At 61.3% G+C, this 17,849-nt stretch carries 11 protein-coding genes; 5 read left to right on the top strand and 6 right to left on the bottom strand.

Annotation, left to right across the window (positions count from 1 at the left end):
• Positions 1-230 precede the first annotated feature (230 nt).
• On the top strand, positions 231-944 hold the full coding sequence (locus ACI38B_RS06280; RefSeq protein WP_439730002.1) for a YesL family protein: 714 nt from the start codon (positions 231-233) through the stop codon (positions 942-944).
• A gap of 309 nt (positions 945-1,253) precedes the next feature.
• On the opposite strand, the gene malQ is transcribed toward ACI38B_RS06280, so the two are convergent.
• The 5 genes from malQ to ACI38B_RS06255 form a co-directional block, all read right to left on the bottom strand.
• Entirely contained in the window at positions 1,254-3,467 is a 2,214-nt protein-coding gene (gene malQ, locus ACI38B_RS06275) for a 4-alpha-glucanotransferase (RefSeq protein ID WP_439730001.1), read from the bottom strand.
• 339 nt (positions 3,468-3,806) lie between these two features.
• The gene (pulA, locus tag ACI38B_RS06270; protein WP_439730000.1) at positions 3,807-5,783 is read right to left on the bottom strand and encodes a type I pullulanase; all 1,977 of its coding nucleotides are present in this window, start codon (positions 5,781-5,783) and stop codon (positions 3,807-3,809) included.
• Between the two features lie 157 nt (positions 5,784-5,940).
• On the bottom strand, positions 5,941-6,837 hold the full coding sequence (locus ACI38B_RS06265) for a sugar ABC transporter permease (RefSeq protein ID WP_439729999.1): 897 nt from the start codon (positions 6,835-6,837) through the stop codon (positions 5,941-5,943).
• On the bottom strand, positions 6,834-8,240 hold the full coding sequence (locus ACI38B_RS06260; RefSeq protein WP_015451205.1) for a carbohydrate ABC transporter permease: 1,407 nt from the start codon (positions 8,238-8,240) through the stop codon (positions 6,834-6,836). Before ACI38B_RS06260 ends, ACI38B_RS06265 begins: the two co-directional genes overlap by 4 nt.
• Positions 8,241-8,351: 111 nt before the next feature.
• On the bottom strand, positions 8,352-9,614 hold the full coding sequence (locus tag ACI38B_RS06255) for an extracellular solute-binding protein (RefSeq protein ID WP_439729998.1): 1,263 nt from the start codon (positions 9,612-9,614) through the stop codon (positions 8,352-8,354).
• A gap of 503 nt (positions 9,615-10,117) precedes the next feature.
• Between ACI38B_RS06255 and ACI38B_RS06250 the strand changes: the two genes are divergently transcribed.
• The 3 genes from ACI38B_RS06250 to ACI38B_RS06240 all read left to right on the top strand — a co-directional run bounded on the left by ACI38B_RS06250 (position 10,118) and on the right by ACI38B_RS06240 (position 13,711).
• On the top strand, positions 10,118-11,728 hold the full coding sequence (locus ACI38B_RS06250; protein WP_439729997.1) for an alpha-amylase family glycosyl hydrolase: 1,611 nt from the start codon (positions 10,118-10,120) through the stop codon (positions 11,726-11,728).
• Between the two features lie 323 nt (positions 11,729-12,051).
• Complete coding sequence (locus ACI38B_RS06245; protein WP_439729996.1) at positions 12,052-12,795, top strand: HAD family hydrolase; 744 nt, start codon at positions 12,052-12,054, stop codon at positions 12,793-12,795.
• 130 nt (positions 12,796-12,925) lie between these two features.
• Positions 12,926-13,711, top strand: coding sequence for a TraX family protein (locus ACI38B_RS06240; RefSeq protein WP_439729995.1), 786 nt, complete (start codon positions 12,926-12,928; stop codon positions 13,709-13,711).
• 146 nt (positions 13,712-13,857) lie between these two features.
• On the opposite strand, the gene ACI38B_RS06235 is transcribed toward ACI38B_RS06240, so the two are convergent.
• Entirely contained in the window at positions 13,858-14,886 is a 1,029-nt protein-coding gene (locus tag ACI38B_RS06235) for a LacI family DNA-binding transcriptional regulator (protein WP_439729994.1), read from the bottom strand.
• Positions 14,887-15,240: 354 nt separating this feature from the next.
• Between ACI38B_RS06235 and phoA the strand changes: the two genes are divergently transcribed.
• The gene (gene phoA / locus ACI38B_RS06230) at positions 15,241-17,253 is read left to right on the top strand and encodes an alkaline phosphatase (protein ID WP_439730011.1); all 2,013 of its coding nucleotides are present in this window, start codon (positions 15,241-15,243) and stop codon (positions 17,251-17,253) included.
• The last annotated feature ends 596 nt before the right edge of the window (positions 17,254-17,849 follow it).

Raw genomic sequence — 17,849 nt, 5'->3', positions numbered from 1 at the left:
GCGTTAGCGTAGACAGTTTGTGAAAGGGGCGCGGCTGGGCTGCGTGTCCCGCCTGTCCCGCGGGTCCCGCCCTGCCCGCGTGTCCCGCGTGTCCCGCGGGCCCCGCCCTGCCCCCGTGCGATGGCGTCAGCCTTGGGCCACCGGCCGCATCATATGACAACGATTGCTGATGGCGGTTGCTAGGATGAATGAGGATCAGCGACATCAATCAGCGACATCAAGGAGTCTTCATGCATTTTCTGTCCCCGGATTCCCCGTTCATGCGCGGACTGAGCAACCTTATCGACGCCATCTGGATCAACATCCTGATGCTTGTCACCAGCATTCCGGTCATCACCATCGGCGCCGCGCTCACATCCGGGCATGATGCCGCTCGTCGCGCCATCATCGGCGAAGGGCACGTCACATCGAACTATTTCCGTGCGTTCCGTCAGAATTTCGCGAAATCGACGCTGATGTGGCTGATTTTCGGCCCTGTGGCGGCAGGCCTTGTCGCCGCTTGGATTTTCCTGCAGATCACCCCGCTGCTGATACCGAAATTCGCGTTCACCATCGTCTGGATTATCGGATTCGAATGGGTATGGGCGTTGCAGGCACGATTCGAGAACAGCTTCGGCCGCACGCTCGGTAACGCGTACGTGTTCGGTGTATCACACATTGTCGCGACGCTGGGCATGGTGGCTATCGATGCGGGCTATCTGGCGCTGATCGCCGCATGCTGGCGGTACATGCCGCAGGGCCTGTTTCTCTTGCTGCTCATGGGGTATGGCACATGCGTGATGCTGCACATCCCGCTTCTTGAACGCGTGTTCGCGCCGTATACCCGCCAATCCGCAACAACCCACGATGATGCGAACTGGCTCAACGGTGGAACTGATCAGCCCGCCGCCACCGCGGAAGTTGATAATCGTACTGCAGGCGTCAAGCCGGAACAGCGCGCCTGAGGACAGGCAAGACATCGGTACATCCGGTGCATCCGGACATCCGGCACACCCTGGACATCCTAGATATCCGCAAATATCTCCTCGCAATATCCGCAACAAGCGCAACATATACAAACGGGGCCGCCTGTCTTCAAGGAGGAAGAAGACAGGCGGCCCTGAGTTGTAACCGATCCGCAGTTGAACGGATTCTCGAGCGCATCCGTAATCCGTGACCCGTGACCCGTGACCCGCGACCCGTGACCCGTGACCCGTGACCCGTGACCCGCGGATGCACGATTCGCGATCCGCACCCGGCCGCGGATTACGCCATCACTCGCCGCGCATCACGGCAGCCAGCGACAGCACGCGCGGATTCTTGAACACCTCATCCGTATGGACCAGATTGCCATCGGCGTCATGCAGCGGCACGCGCCAATTGCAGTATTCCGTGCTGGTACCCGGCTGATTCTGGGTGTGGTGTTCGCCGGTGCCGTCGACCAACGCCGCTTGCAGTAGCAGAGACGGGGCGTTGAGCAGCATTCGGTGCATCGCCTCAACGATTTCCTGCTCGTGGGCGGGCACGTCCTGTGCGGCGCCGGCATCCAGCCAGCCACCGTCGACCAGCAGCTTGAGCATCGCATCGCGTTCGGCGCTTGCTGCCTTCTGGAAGGTCTCGACAGGTTCGCTCAGCAGGTGCAACTCTTCGCGCAGCTTGACATGCTCGAACTCGAGATACCCAGCGGTTGGCGGCAGATCGTGCGTAGTGACGGACGCCAGCGCGTACTTGCGGTACGTGGACGGGTCGGCGTACGGGTCGCCGGCGGTCGGGGAGTTGTTGACACGTGCGAACCATTCAACAACTGTGCCAAGCACACCATGGTCGGCAAGCACCTGGGACACGTAGGCGGGCACGGTGCCGAGATCCTCGCCGATCACCATACCGCCCGCTCGGCTTGCCTCAATCGACAATACGGCGAGCATCGCGCGGTAATTGTACGTGACATACGCTCCGCCCTTGGCTCCTTCACCCTTCGGAATCCACCACAGGCGGAACAGGCCGAGCACATGGTCGATGCGCACCGCGCCCGCATGGGCGAACACATTATGCACCATCTCGCGGTAGACGCGATAGCCGGTGCGCTCAAGATAGCGCGGATTGAACGGCGGCTGGCCCCAATCCTGGCCTTGCTGGTTGTAGAAGTCCGGCGGGCAGCCGACGGTGACACTGCCGACCGCGAAGCGTTCCGGATTCCACCACACGTCCACGCCGTACGCGTGCACGCCGACCGCCATGTCCTGCATGAGGCCGAGCGCCATGCCGGCATCCTTCGCGGCGGCCTGCGCCTGGGCGACCTGTTCGTCGGCGATCCACTGCAGCCAACGCTGGAAATCGAACAGGTCCTGATGCTCGCGAACCAGTTCGGCGACTTCCGGCGAATTCCTGTCCAGTGTCGAGAACCAGGGGTTCTTGTCCTCTTCCCAAGGCGCTCCCCACACTTCGAACGCCACGCACCATGCGGCGAACGCGTCAAGGTCCGGGCCGGCGGCCTTGACGAAGGCGTCGAACGTGGCCTGACGTTCCGCAGAACGGCCGTGCTGGTAAATCACCCACAACGCCTTGCGCTTCGCGGTCCAGGAAGCGTTGAGATCCAGCGGGTCTGGGTTGTCATTGGCTGCCTTGACGCTGTCGTGCAGGGCGTCGACTTGTGCGCGAGCGTCGGCGTCCAGCTCGGCGTATTCTTCGATTTGCTGCGGACGGATATACGTGACATTGAGGAATCGGCGTGATTCCGGCAGATACGGGGAAGGCTCGATCGGCGGGATCGGGGTGCCTGCGTGAATCGGGTTGATCAGCATGAAATCGGCGCCCTGCTTGCCGGCGTCGTGCAGCAGTTCGCGCAGGTCGCCGTAGTCGCCGACACCCCATGATTCCTTGGAACGCACGGAGTACATCTGGGTCATCCAGCCCCAGCGGTGGTGTTGCGCGACCGGCTCGGGAACGGGGATTCTCGCCGGTGCGTACAGAACGGTGGCGTCGGCGGACCTGTCGCCATCCGTCACATGGAGAGTGTGGTAGCCGGTCGGCAGATCGTCCGGCAAGGTCAGCATGAACGCATGGGGGATCGCCGGGTCCGCGTCGGCGTCCTTGATGAGCAGGGCGTTGAGATCACCGTCATAGGCTTCACCGTTTTCGAGGGTGAGCGACAGCTCGGGGGCCGCGGTGACCGCATGGACCGGCACGCGGGTCGCGGTGCCTGCGAATACCACAACCGTCGGTGGCACCAGCTGGTCGCAGGAGGCGCGGTGGGCGGCTTCCAGCGACGCTTCGATGGCGTCATCGCTGGAGGCGTCGACACCGAGTGCGGCAAGCACGCTCACCAGCACTTCGTCCCTAATCTCAACGTATGTGCCGAGCTGGTCGATATACGAGGTGGAAATTCCGCTTGCTTTGGCAAGCCTGATTAATGGCCGTGCGAGACGCTCCGGGCTTTCTTCCCGCCGGACGTCTTGGCTGGATGGCGACGATGCCGTCTGATCGGACATAATGCGCTCCTTCGCTCTTCTCGAGTATGCGATGACAGGTTCCTGCCGGCGGCTTTGACCGTCATTGGGACAGCCGCCGTATCTGGATATGGATATTCTACCGCGTATTGAAATCGTTTGCAATATCACGGGAGCGTTGAGATTCTTGACGAAAAGAGGGGGTCTGGTCCGTGGGTATGGCGTATTTGGGCTTGGAATCCTACCATCGTTTGCAATCCTAATGTGAAAGGCCCCACGCCCGGCGTGTCGCAGATGGAAACGACACGCCGGGCGTGAGGCCTGACGGGTGTCACCGCGGGGACCTGACGCCCGAGACGGTGAGCGCCCTTTACAAGCGCGTCACTGCAACGCGACCACCACAAAGGTGCGTGCCGGCACGGAAAGCTCGGTGCCACCAGCGACCTGCGCCCTGCCATCGGCGGAACAACCCGCCGCCACATCCGTCGAATCGGCGATGACAGCCCAATGCCGTGCGGCATCAGCCGTATTCTGCGGCAACCCGACCGTCACACCGTTTGTGGTGGGGTTCGCGCACACCGCCAGGCCGTCGCCTACCTGCGCTGCGATGACCCCTTCGGGGGAGTCCAAGGCGACGCGTCGGCCGTCATAGAAGTCCGGATGGGCTTTTCTCACTGCGATCAGCGTCCGGTACCATTCGATCAACGACGACAGGCGGGACGCCCTGCCCCAATCAAGCCAATTGAGTTCGGCACTGCGGTCGAAGGAATTATCGCAACCGTACTTCGTGCGCGTGAACTCCTCGCCGGAGAGCATGAACGGCAATCCGGCGGACGTGAGCACTAGCCCAGCGGCGATTGCATTGGCCGCGAGGATATCCTGCACATCCCCGGTCGCGTCATAATCGGCGTGTGCCGGGTCGTCGCGCATGGTCAGGCAGAGTTTGTCCCACAGCGTCAAATCGTCATGCGCTGACACATATTGGATGATCTGCCCGACCTGCTTGCCTTGCGCCTCGGTGCCACGCCACCCGTTGAGCGCGTGACGGACCAGTTCGGCGAATTCGGACGGCTGCCCGTTGACGTATCCGGGCTTGCGTTCGAGCATGACATTGCCTTTGATGGAGTCACGGCTTTCGTCGCAGAACCAGCCGATCCGCGCGTCCAGCAGCTTGCGACCCTGTTTGTCCGCGAGCGTGAACGACGGTTCGGCATTCGTTTTGTCGGCGGACCACGGTTCGCCGTACATGAGGATGGATTCGCCGCCGGGGAGCTTGTCCAGCTCTTTGCGCGCGCGATTCAGGGTCTGCGTGTCCAACAGGCCCATCAGGTCGAAGCGGAATCCGTCCACATGGTACTCGCGTGCCCAATATACGAGCGAATCCACGATGAACCGGCTGAACATCGGCCGTTCGCTGGCCATGTCGTTGCCGCAGCCCGAACCGTTGGCGAACCCGCCGGTATCGTCACGGCGGCAGAAATAGCCGGGGGCCATGCGCTCGAATTCGTTGTCGTTCTCGTACATGTGGTTGTAGACGACATCCATGATCACACGGATGCCCGCCCGGTGCAGCGCCGCAATCATCGCCTTGCACTCGCGGATGCGGACCGCTCCGTCATACGGATCGGTGCTATACGAGCCTTCCGGCACATCGTAGGCGACCGGGTCGTACCCCCAGTTGTAGGGGCTGCCGGTGGCCTCATCGACCGACCCGTAGTCGTAGAACGGCATGATTTGCACGTGGGTGACGCCCAGACGCTTCAGATACGCAATGCCGGTGGGGAATCCGCCGGGTTGGTTGTCCAAGGTCGTATGCGCATCGGTGAACGCGAGGAACTTGCCGCGATGCCCCTTGGGGAATCCGCCGTGCGGGTCGTTGCTGAAATCGCCGACATGCGTCTCCCAGATCACGGTTTGGGAAGCGGGAATGTCGGGGGAGCGGTCGGACAGCCAGCCGTCGGGATTGGTTGAATCGAGATCGACGACCATGCTGCGCTCGCCGTTGACGCCGCTCGCCTTGGCCCACGGGTCGGCGGTGCGGATGGTGACCGTGCCTTCAGCAGCGTCGATGATGGCGTCGCTGGGTACGTTGCTGACCGCGGAAGCCGGGAAGGTCAGCATGTAGTCGTAATAGGTCCCGGCGAGCCGCTCGGCGCTGCGATGTTGCCAGGCCCCATCCTGGGCACGTTCCAGCGCGACGGTCGCCGACGGGCTGTCCTTCGGGTCGCTGGTATCGAACAAACGCAATGTGACGGCCGCCGCAGAAGGCGACCACACGGTGAAGACTGTGCCGTGGTCAAGAAGCTGAGACCCGAGCGGGCCTGCGTAATCAGGCCACGATGCTTCGACAAAAGACATGAGTTCCCCTTGCGATACCGGGTGTCTGCCCCAAACGGGGTATGCCCGGTCAAGATTGAATGGTGTGTGTGATGCGCGGTTGTTGGCCGCATACGAAAGGGGGCGGCCCGGAGCCTGAATGCCTCGGATCCGCCCCCTTAATTGGTGTTGCCGGGAATCAGCCCTTGACTGCGCCCGACATGGACTCCTGGTAGAAGCGCTGCATGACGATGAACAGAATCGCAATCGGGATGGAGACGCACACCGCGCCGGCGGCGAAGCGGGCGTACCACTGATTGATGTATTCCTTCTGCAGCATCTGCCACAGACCCAGAGCGACGGTGAAGTTGTCCTGGGTACGGGCGATTGCCTTCGCCATGACGAAGTCGAGCCACGGGGTCAGGAAGCCGATAATCGCCTGGTACACGATCATGGGCTTGCAGATCGGGATGATGATCTTGGTGAACACCTGCCACTTGGTGCAGCCGTCCAGGTAGGCGGCCTCGTCAAGCGACATCGGGATGGTGTCCATGTAGCCCTTCATGACATAGAAGCCTGCGCCCGAACCCGCCGAGTAGACGAGAATCAAGGCGATGATCACGAATCCGCCTTCCGTCAGGCCGAAGGCCTTCAGGATGAAGTAGACCGCGATGACGGCCATGATGGACGGGAACATGCCCAGGATAAGGGCGATGTTCATGAAGGTCTTACGTCCGCGGAAGCGCAGACGGGACATGCAGAAGGACACGGACAGCACGAAGAACAGCGAGATGATGCACACGAAGATGGCGATGACCAGCGTGTTGAGGAACATACGCGGGAAGTTCATCACGTCGGTCTCCGTGAACAGCTGCACGTAGTTGTGGAACGTGTACTTCGTCGGGAAGAACGTGCTCTGGTACGGCTGTGTGTTCTTGTTGAAGCTTTCGAGGAACACCCACACAATCGGCATGAGCCAGATGATGGCCATGATGGTCAGGAAGATGTAGGCGACGACATCGCCGGCGATGCGGCGCTTGTACGAATTGCCCTTGGCCTTCTTGGCGACTGTGGTGCCAGAAGTTGGATTACTCACCGGAAGCCCTCCTCATTCTTGTACGAACCGGAGCTGCGGTAGGTCAGCAGCGAGACCACGGCAAGGACGATGAACGTCATGATGCCGATAACCGCACCCAGGTTGTAGTTGTTCTTGTCGACCGTCAGCTTGTACAGCCAGGTGATCAGCAGATCGGTCTTGCCTGCGGACGCGCCGACAGGTGTCGGTTCGCCGCCTGTGAGCAGGTAGATCACGTTGAAGTTGTTCACGTTGCCCGTGAAGGTGGTGATCAGGTACGGCGTGAGCACGAAGAAGATGTACGGCATGGTCACGTTGCAGAACCGCTGCCACCAGTTTGCGCCGTCGATTTCAGCCGCTTCGTACAGCTCGGTCGGCACGTTCTGGAGAATACCGGTGATCTGCATGATGGTATACGGAATACCAATCCACAAGTTGATCACGATAACCGTGACGCGGGCCCATGTGGCGTTCGACAGCCACGGCAGCGGGCCGCTGATCCAACCCCAGCTTTCCAGCAAGCGGTTGATCGCGCCGTCACGCTGGAGCATGGTATGCATGACCAGCAGTGACACGAACTGCGGCACTGCGATGGACATCGAGAAGCATGCGCGCCAGAAGGCCTTGCCCTTGATGGTCTTGCGCTCGATGATCATGGCCATGAACATACCGAGGAAGAAGTTCAGGAAGGTGGCGAAGAACGCCCAGATGAGCGTCCATGCGAGCACCGAGAAGAACAGCTTGGCGTTCACGTCGCCGCCGCTGTTGCCGAACACGGTGCCGAAGTTCTTCAGACCCACCCAGGAGAACAGGACCGTATGGTTCTGGTCGTAGCTGGTGAATGCCATGGAGATCATGAACACCAGCGGCAGGATGGTGAAGACCACGATGCCGAGGGTCGGCAGGAACATCAGGCCGACGTGCGCGTTCTGGTCGAACAGGGAACGCAGGTCCTGACCGATGGTGTTCGGACGTTCGCCGTTCTTGATGGCGACCTGCGCCTTGTACGCGCTGCGCAGGGACAGGGTTGCCAGCAGGATGAGCAGAATGACGACGAACACGCTCATGACGCCGTACAACAGGATGATGACCGAGTTGTCGCCGGCCTGGTAGACCCAGAAGCCGTTGACCTTGACCTTGGTCTGCTTGGCGGTGCCTAGTGTCGTGAGCTTGCCCAGATAGGTGCCGCCTTTGTCGATCAGGTACAAGATGATGAGCACTTCACTGGCAAGGAACGCCAGGCCCTTGACGATCTGCTTGCGAGCAAGGTCGCCGAGGCCGAAGATGAAGAGTGAGAGGCGTGTCAGGACATCCCCGTTCTTCCACGCCTGGGAGAATCTGTATGGTGACGGCTGAAGACCATCAGAGTTGCTGCGCTTGCGCTTGCGCACTCTGCGTCCCGCCGCGGCTGTCGCAGTTGTCATGCGGACGACCTTTCGATTGTTTGATGGTTATATGCAAGACGCCCCGCCCCGCAAAGCCGGGGGCGGGGCGTCTTGCAGACACTGTTACATTATTCGCTTACGCGAGCCTGCTCACTTGGAGCTGCTGGTGGAAGCGATGTTCTTGTAGCCGTCGATCCAAGCCTGGACCTTCGCCTGAGCGTTGTCAGAGGTCACATCGCCGTTGACGATGGCGGTGCCGAAGGTCTTGCACGGATCCCAGAAGTTGCCCATCGCGGTGATGGTCGGCTGCAGGATCGAGGTGTTCGCGATGGTGTCGTTCTGAGCCACAGCAGCCGGATCGTTCTTGTAGGTCGAAGCCAGGGACTTGTCGGTCGGGACGATCTGACGCATGGTGTAGTGGGCCTTCTGAGCCTCGGTGGAGCCGAGGTAGGTGGCGAACTCAGCAGCAGCCTGCGGAGCCTTGGAGTTCGGGTTGTAAGCGACAGCCTTGGAGCCGTAGAACGCCTTCATCTGGTAGGTTTCGCCACCGGAGGTGGTGAAGGAAGGCAGCTGGGCTGCGGCGTAGTTGTCGCCGAGGGCCTTCTTCACGTCAGCGGCGGACCAGGTGCCGGAGAAGATGGCGTCCACAGTGCCGTTCTGCAGAGCAGCGAGGCCAGCGCCCTCGTCGTTGTCCACGACGAAGTTCGGGTTCTTGACCAGGTCAACGAGGTACTTGGTGACGTCGGTCGCGGCGGCGGAATCCATCTTCACGCCATCCTTGGCAGTGGCGCCGTCCTTGCCGAACAGGGTCATGCCAGCGCCGGTGTAGAAGGCCGGCAGGTACCAGGAGTTACCGAGGTTGAAGGAAACCTTGCCCTTCTGGAGCATGGTGTCGAGGGACTTGATGTCGTCAGACGAGAACTTGGACTTGTTGTAGAACATGAAGTAGGTGTTGCCAGTGAACGGAACGCCGTAGATCTTGCCATCGGTGCCGGTGACGGACTTGATGACAGCCTCGTCGTCCTGCTTCTTGATCTGGGCCTTGGCGTCATCGGAAACCTCGCCGATGGCCTGAGCGTCGACCAGGGTACCGAGCTGATCGTTCGAGAACATGTAGACATCGGCTGCGGCGGACGGATCCTGCTTGACGGTCGTGCCTGCGTCACCTTCGGAGACCACGGCGTTCTTCCACGTGATCTTGTACTCCGGGTGAGCCTTCTCGAACTGCTTTTCCATGGTGGGCAGCCAGGAGCTGGACTTGGCCTGATCCTCAGACGGACCCCACACGGTCAGCTTGATTGCCTGGGTGCTCTTTGCCGCGGTGCCGCCATTGTTGCTGGAACCGCAGGCGCTCGCTCCGAGCAGCATCGCCACAGCGGCGGTGACGCCCAGAATCTTCTTCATGTATGTCATCCTTGACCTCCTAAAATTCCGCCCCGCTTTCGCGGAGCGAGTGTGTTTTCGGTGCAGCGGTCCGCACCCGGCCCTTTGCCCCTTCAGGCTATCTGACCAGATGCACGCCCGCTCACCGAAGTGGGCGGATTGTTGCGTACCTCCGAACCAACCAACAGTATACATGGATTTGCATACGTTCGCAAAAAACGATGCAAATTTCACTGTTTCGCGTGTCTTTTTTGCGGTGAGTCCCCGACGAAACGGTGTTGGTACAACGGTTACGGGCTGATATTATGCGGTTTTTGACTCCTTCTGAGATGTCTGCACCGTCTGCGAGTGTCGAAGTGCATCTCGTGTGCTAGCGTTTGCTGAACTACTGAACATAGTGGTGCAACAGACACAGACGGGTGCGTGCTGGTAAGGCGCATCCCCAAGCGTGCGCAGCGTCGCATACGCGGCATCCGACCTTGTACCGGCAAGGCAGTGAGCCGGACGGCGGAAGCCAGAAAGAAGGGAACGACATGACGACAACATTCACGCGGCCGGCATGGCTGGATACGGCCGTGTTTTACGAAATCTACCCGCAGAGCTTCTGTGACACGAACGGCGACGGCATCGGCGACATTCCAGGCATCACCGGCAAGCTCGACTACATCGCCTCGCTGGGGTGCAACGCGTTGTGGATCAACCCCTGCTACGACTCGCCATTCAAGGACGCCGGGTATGACGTGCGCGACTACCGCAAGGTCGCCCCGCGCTACGGCACCAACGACGATTTGGTCGAGCTGTTCCGTCAGGCGCATGCGCGCGGCATCCACGTGCTGCTCGATTTGGTGCCTGGACACACCAGTGAGGAGCATCCGTGGTTCAGGGAAAGCCAGCGCGCCGAACGCAACGAGTACTCCGATCGCTACATCTGGACCGACAGCGCGTTCGAAGGCTACTCGATGCCGTTCATCGGCGGGGAAAGCGAACGCAACGCCACATATATCCTGAACTTCTTCAAATGCCAGCCCGCACTGAACTACGGCTTCGCGAAGCGTGACCGGCCGTGGCAGTCCTCCACGGATTCCGCCGCGGCAAAGGCCACGAGGGACGCGATGGTGGACATCATGCGCTTCTGGCTTGGGCTCGGCTGCGACGGGTTCCGCGTAGATATGGCGAACTCGCTGGTCAAAAACGACGGTGAGGGCAAGCCGGAGACCATCAAGGCGTGGCAGGAGATGCTCGGCACCATCAAATCCGAATTCCCGCAGGCGGCTTTCGTCTCCGAGTGGGGTGTGCCGGAACAGGCCTTGGAAGCCGGTTTCGATATGGACTTCTACCTCGACTGGCGTTTCGGCGGCAATCCGAACGGCTACAACCTGCTTGCGCGGAACACGGACAACGCGCTCGACACTGCGGACGACCACAGCTATTTCAGCGCCAAGGGCGGCGGAAGTGTGCAGGAGTTCCTCAGCCAGTACATCCCGCAGTATCAGGCGATCCGCGGCAAAGGGTATTTCTGCTTCATCACCTGCAACCACGACACGCCGCGTCTCGCGCCGCGTCTGACCAAACGCGAGCAGCAGGTGGCGTTCGGTATGTTCCTGACCATGCCGGGTGTGCCGTTCATCTATTACGGCGACGAAATCGGCATGCGCTACCGCGATCTGCCGACCAAGGAAGGTGGGTACGCGCGCACCGGCAGCCGTACGCCCATGCAGTGGGATAGGACGAAGAACATGGGATTCTCCAGTGCGGACCCGGATTCGCTCTACCTGCCGGTCGACCCGGCTGAGGATGCGCCGAACGTGGCCGAGCAGGAGCGGGAGGCCGATTCCATGCTCGCATGGGTGCGCGCCCTGCTCTCGTTGCGCGCCGACCATCTCGCGCTGCGGGCCAAGGCGCCGCTCGTCGTGCTCGCCCAACCCGAGCAGGGGCGGTCCTTCGCGTACTCGCGGGTGGCGGAAGACGGTTCGGAGCGTCTGGTCGTCGCGATGAACCCGGGGCTGAATACCGAAACGATCACCGTCCCCGCGCAAGGCGACAAGGCCAATGACCCGACCGTGCTGCTGTGCCTAGGCAATGCGCAGGCGCACGGCAGCGAAGTGACTTTGGGGCCGCAGAGTTTCGTAATCGTACACGTGTGACGGTTGCCCGGCCGTTTGGCTGTGTTGCAGGCGCTTGGCCGTGTTACTGCCGTTCGATCGTCCGGCGGCGGGCGGATGCGCGGATTCCGGCGGGGTGCCGCCCGGTTCGGACTGTGTCCAGCGCGGTTTGACACATGATTCCGTTGAGGTCTTGTGCGCATCCGCCCGCCGCCGTTCCACAAAACCGCCTATATGCGCGTCATGGCATCATTGTTCTGCGTACAATGGCAGGAAAACCGGTTGAATTGAAGCGGGCCGTCACGACGTCCGTCATCTGGTGGGTACTGCAAAGCACATGATTTGGAGGAGCGAGGAGCGTGACTATGCGATACGAGGTGGTGCTATTCGACCTGTACGGGACATTGATCGACATTCGCACGGACGAACAGGCGACGAAGCCGTGGCAGGAGTTGTGGGAGTTCCTCGACGCCACGGGCGCCCATTATGATGACGCGGCCCATCTGAAGGCGAGTTTCGACCAGCTCAATGCGGTCAACGTGCAAGAAGCGCGCAAGGGCGCGGAACACCCCGATTGGGTGGAGCCTGACGTGTTGCCGGTCTTCCAGCGTTTGTATGCGGCCGGCGGTTCGATGGCTTCGCCGCAGCTCGCGGCGAAGGCGGCGTGGGTGTTCCGCAAGGCCAGCACCAGCAAGTTCGGTCTGTACCCCGGCGCCCTCGAGATGCTCGGCAAACTGCGCGAAGCCGGCATTCGCACTGTGCTCGCCAGCAACGCGCAGGCCTGCTATACGCGTCCTGAAATCGAGGTGACCGGACTGAACAAGGCCCTCGACCGCATCGTCATCTCCAGCGAGGAAGGCATGCGCAAGCCGTCGCCGAAGTTCTTCCTGCGCGCGTTGGAGTACGAGTACACGACGCCTGATCGCGCGCTGATGGTCGGCAATGAGGAGCGGTGTGACATCCAGGGCGCCGCCTCGGCCGGCATCGACGGGGTCTACTTGCACACCGCGATTTCGCGGCAGGACGATCCTGAAATCTGCGAACAGGCGGTGCTTTCCCTCAACGGCGCCGATTACGATGCGCTGACCGCTTTTGTGCTCGGCGAGTGAAAACACCGCATTTGCAGACGGCCTCCAGTACTGTATGGGATAATGTCCCCCAGTTGCCGGCGGCCGAGGCATTCAGGCCACGCCGCCGGAGTCATGGACACGACTGACGGATAGGTGGTGCAAACCGGATATGGAAGACACCGTGACGGACGAATACGCGGACAATCAGGCGGCGCGCGGAGGGCGCAACCGTCGGCGAGGAATGACGACATTCCGTGTGAAAACCGTCGGTTGGCTGTTTGTGCTTCTCGCCACCATCGGCACGACCATTCTGCCGTCAATGCTCGGGTATCAGCCCGGATCGGACGACATGGTCGCGATGACGGTTTTGGTCATCTGCGAAGTGGTCTCCTGGACCGCCGTGCCGCTGTACTCGTGGCTGCTGGTGCAAGGGTATCGCCACACGCATAGTGTCGTGCAATACGGGATACGTCTGCTGGCGCTCGCCATCATCTCCGAAGTCCCTTACGATATGGCGACATCCGGCAAAGTCTGGGATATGAACTCGCAAAACCCGGTGTTCGCGCTGGTGATTGCGCTGATCGTGATTGCGGCAATCGACTGGGCGCGCGAGAACCTGCAAGGTGCGGCGAAGTGGGCCGCCGTCGTGCTGGTTGCCATCGCCGGGCTCGCTTGGGCGCTGCTCCTGCATGTCGGGCTGCGTCAAGGCATGTTCAATATGGGTGTGCTGCTCATCGGCATGGCGTTGGTGTTCTACGCGTTGGACGCGCACGAGAACACGATGATGATGACCGCGGGCGTGCTCGGGGCGGTGTTCTTCATCATGCCGGCGGTCGGAGTGGCGATGCTGCACACGCGGCGCGACGAACTGGGGTACGGCCATCCGTGGACGAAGTGGGTGTTCTACGCGTTGTACCCGGTGACGCTGCTGCTGTGCGCGCTGCCGGTGATGTGAGCCGCCAGTCGCGTTAGGCAAGCCGTATTGCCTTGTGCCAGACGGCGTTAGGGCCGGCGACAGTGACATGATGCAACCGGCACGGCACCCCTGAACCGGGATAGTCGTGAAGCGATTCGGCGCCCAGCCACGTTACCGCGTTGCCGTTATTTCTTGTTCTTGAACACGGCGTCCGAACCGCGCAGCACCAACTGGGGCTGTATCGTTTCGTGCGGGTTGTCCAGCGGTTCGTCGGCGATGAGCTTGAGCGCCTTCATGGCGGCGTTCCGTCCCATATCGCGCGGATCTTGCCGCATGGTGGTCAGATTGATGGTGTCGGCGTACGGGCTGTCATCGAAACCGATAATCGAGTAGTCCTTCGGTGTGAAATGACCGTAATGCTCGAGCTTGAGCACCAGCGGAATGGCCATCATATCCATCTGGCAGCAGATGGCGTCCGGGAATTCGTCGAGTGCAAGCAGTGCCGCGAGTGCGGAATCGGCGAACGTGCGGCCGCGGGGGACGGACAACACCTGCCATTGCAAGTCATGATTGTGCTCGGCGGCCTTGCACGCACGGATGAATCCGCGTCCGCGGTCGTCGATGCTTGATGTGATGCCTTCGGCAGGTTCCGAGCACGTGTACACGATGTGGCGGTGCCCGAGATTGATCAGATGCTGGGCGGCCATAAACATGCCCTCTTCGTCATTGATGCTGACGGAAGCGTCGAAATTCGAGGTGGACGGCGTGTTGATACCGATAATCGGAACGCGGATGCGTTTGAGCTGTTCGACCTCATACGGGTCGACTGCGAACGAGTTGACGAATACGGCGTCGACGTTGCGGCGGATCGGCAAGGCGGTGAAGAACTCCTTGCGGTTCTCGGCGGTGTCGATGTGCTGGAACAGGGAGATGTCATATCCGGCATCGTGAAGGACATCGTTGATTCCGGCGAAGACTTCGGTGTTGAACCAGCTGGTGATCTCTTCGTTCATCAGGAGCGCGACACGGTATGCCTGTCCGGTTTTCAGGGAGGTGGCGGAGCGGGAGATGTTGAAGTCCAGCTTGTCTGCGGCGCTGAGCACTTTCCGCCGGGTTCTCTCCGATACCAGCTCCGGACGCGTGAAGGCGCGCGAAACCGTTGAGATGGATACTCCCGCCACTTTGGCGACATCTCGAATGCCAGCTTTTGCCATTCCTGCCCCTTTGCTTCATGCTCGTGCCATCAAGATTCAACGCTGATTCCGTCTCGCCATTGTACAGCTGTTTCATAATATTTGCAAACGTTGTCAGCTTTCGGTGCCGATGTTTGCGTTATCAGCTTCCAGCATCTTCCGAAAACCGCGAAAAGTACTAATTCTCTGAGAATTCACCAAGAGTTGGGATGCCCTTCGACTGTGCGAACGTTGCCCGATGCTTTGCCGGAATAGCGTGCAATCGGAGCGAAAACCGGCTCAACAACCAATCGGTTTGCAGGTGGACGAACAGGAGCCTGCCGGTTTTCGTCGAGGAAAGGAATAGAAGTGAAACAACCAATTCGATCAAAGATCATGGCGGGCGTCTCGGCCCTGATAGCCGGCGCTGTCTGCGTGGCTCTGGCCCCTGGCGCGTTCGCTGCGGGCACCCCGAGCCTTGCAACGCTGAGCAGCCATGGTGGTGCCCAGCGCATCGCCAACACGCCGGCGACCGGCAAGGCGAAGAACGTAATCCTGTTCATCGGCGATGGCATGGGCGACTCCGAAATCACCGTTGCCCGTGACTATCTGTATGGCCCTGGCGGCACGCTTGAGGGCATCGATAAAATCGGTCAGGCCGGTGCCACCAGCGCCAAGGAGACCGGCGTGGGCCAGTACACGACCTACTCTGCGGGCGATGGTTCGGGCGACCGTCGTCAGCAAATCACCGCGGTCACGGATTCTGCCGCTTCGGGCTCCGCTTGGGCGACTGGCACCAAGACCTATAACAATGCGGTGTCCGTGGACAACAGCTTCAACCCGCAGATGAACCTCATCGAGCTGGCCAAGGCCAAGGGCCTGGCGACCGGCAATGTGACCACCGCGGAAATCCAGGACGCCACCCCGGCAGTGCTTGAATCGCACTCCACCCAGCGCTCTTGCTACGGTCCGCAAGGCAAGACCGACGGCAGCTCCGACGATTCCGCCAAGCGCTGCGATGTCGCCCAGCTCAAGCAGAACGGCGGCATCGGCTCCATCTCCGAGCAGCTGCTCGACACTCGCGCCGACGTGACACTCGGCGGCGGCAACAAGTACTTCAACCAGACCGCCCAGGCCGGCGAATACCAAGGCATGACGCTGAAGGAGCAGGCGAAGGTCCGCGGCTATCAGTACTTCGAAGATCCGACCCAGCTGAGCTCCCTGACGACAGCCAATCAGGATTCGCCGGTGCTCGGCCTGTTCTCCTCCGGGAACATGCCCACCCAATACAACGAGTCCACGCCGTACGATTACGATACGGCGGTCAAGATGTCGCTGGCCGGTCAGAAGGACGGCAACAAGAGCCTCGTCACCTGCACCCAGAATTCCGAGTGGCTCGGCAACAAGGGCGCTTCGCTGGCTGACATGACCGACAAGGCGATCGACCTGCTGTCCTCGAACAAGAACGGTAAGGAAAACGGCTACTTCCTGCAGGTCGAGGGGGCTTCCATCGACAAGCAGGACCACAATGCCAACGCCTGCGGCCAGATTGGTGAGACCGACGACCTCGACAAGGCCATCGCCGCTGCGCTGAAGAAGGTCGACCTGTCCAACACGCTGATCATTGTCACCGCCGATCACGCGCACACAAGCCAGATCGTGTCCTGGCCGACCTACTACGGTCTGACCACGCCGCTGCGTTCCGCTGACGGCTCCGCGCTGTACGTCGCCTATGCGACCTCCTCCTCGCCTATGGACAAGGGCGGCTCGATGAGCCACACCGGCACTCAGCTGCGCATTGCGGCTTCCGGCCCCGGCGCCTCGCGAGTCAACGGCCTGACCGACCAGACCGACAACTTCTTCACCATCGCCAAGACGCTCGGGTTGGCCAGCTCGACTGAGGAAATCAACGCGCTGTCTTCGAACGCCAAGGTTTCCGTCAAGGATGGCGTGGCGCAGGTCACCGGCTTCGACGGTGACGCGGTGCTCGGCTACCAGCTGCAAGACACGGAGACCGGTACCGTGCTCGCTTCCTCGAACAATGACACCGCGGTCTCGGGTGTGCGTGTCGCCACCGGCGAAACCACGACCATCGACTTCAACGGTGTCAAGGGCTTCGACCCGAGCACGTCCACCTACACGCTGACCGTCACCGGTAAGCAGTCCGGCACGAAGGTCGCGACCGAGTTCGGGCTCACCGGCAACGGGGCGAGCAACGTCGTGGTCGCGCCGAAGACCGGCGACAAGGCCGCCGACAATGCGAAGCAGGCCGGTCTGGGCGGTGCTCTGGTGGGTGCCCTCGGCAAGACCGGTACCCGCATCCTCGGTACGGTGATGGTTGCGCTCGCTCTCGCAGTGGCGGGTGGCTTGCTCGCCGCATGGCGCCGCGGACTGTTCGTCCGGAAGTAAGCTCCCAGGCGGTGTCAGTGGTGGCGCCGCCAAAGGGCTCCGGCGAATGCCGCGATAACTGAACAGGGAGTTCCCGCATGTCCTTCGGCGTGTCGCGGTTGGCGCCGCGCCGCCGGAGGACGATTCGGGTCGGCTGATCGGGCGGACTGGCCCTGTGGGTCGGGTTCGGCTGACGCGGCAGGCTCGATGCGTCCAGGATGCTGCATGGGTTATATGGTCCATCTGAGCTGTCTGGACTATCTGGACTGAATGGTCTTTGTGGCCTAGCTGACGACTGTCGGGGTTCCGGCAGGGGTCTGGTAGCAGGTCGATGGTGGTTCGGCAATGCCTGTGGCATTCCGGCGGGAGTCTTCCGCATTCTTCTTCTGTATTTCTGTATTCCTAGTGTGTGACGCCCCTCGGGGTGTGCAACGCCGGCGGGTCCGTGATTTCGCGGGCCGCCGGCGTTTGTTGTTGATGGTGGGTGTCGAGCTGCCGGGTTGTCGGGGCGTGGGGGCTGTCCGGGCTGGGGTTTGCGGGGTGCGGGTGCAGGAGATCCCTGGCCGCGCGGATTGGGGGTATCGGTCAACATGTGTTTCGACGGCGAGTGTGCGTGA

Source organism: Bifidobacterium sp. (genome assembly GCF_051876855.1).
Lineage (GTDB): Bacteria > Actinomycetota > Actinomycetes > Actinomycetales > Bifidobacteriaceae > Bifidobacterium.
Note: the sequence above shows the minus strand (reverse complement) of the source record. Positions and strands in the feature narration are given on the sequence as shown.

Excerpts from the sequence above, each read along its gene's own strand:
- ACI38B_RS06280 (WP_439730002.1), top strand. The coding sequence starts at position 231 with ATGCATTTTCTGTCCCCGGATTCCCCGTTCATGCGCGGACTGAGCAAC.
- malQ (WP_439730001.1), bottom strand. The coding sequence starts at position 3,467 with ATGTCCGATCAGACGGCATCGTCGCCATCCAGCCAAGACGTCCGGCGG.
- pulA (WP_439730000.1), bottom strand. The coding sequence starts at position 5,783 with ATGTCTTTTGTCGAAGCATCGTGGCCTGATTACGCAGGCCCGCTCGGG.
- ACI38B_RS06260 (WP_015451205.1), bottom strand. The coding sequence starts at position 8,240 with ATGACAACTGCGACAGCCGCGGCGGGACGCAGAGTGCGCAAGCGCAAG.
- ACI38B_RS06255 (WP_439729998.1), bottom strand. The coding sequence starts at position 9,614 with ATGACATACATGAAGAAGATTCTGGGCGTCACCGCCGCTGTGGCGATG.
- ACI38B_RS06250 (WP_439729997.1), top strand. The coding sequence starts at position 10,118 with ATGACGACAACATTCACGCGGCCGGCATGGCTGGATACGGCCGTGTTT.
- ACI38B_RS06245 (WP_439729996.1), top strand. The coding sequence starts at position 12,052 with ATGCGATACGAGGTGGTGCTATTCGACCTGTACGGGACATTGATCGAC.
- ACI38B_RS06240 (WP_439729995.1), top strand. The coding sequence starts at position 12,926 with ATGGAAGACACCGTGACGGACGAATACGCGGACAATCAGGCGGCGCGC.
- ACI38B_RS06235 (WP_439729994.1), bottom strand. The coding sequence starts at position 14,886 with ATGGCAAAAGCTGGCATTCGAGATGTCGCCAAAGTGGCGGGAGTATCC.
- phoA (WP_439730011.1), top strand. The coding sequence starts at position 15,241 with ATGGCGGGCGTCTCGGCCCTGATAGCCGGCGCTGTCTGCGTGGCTCTG.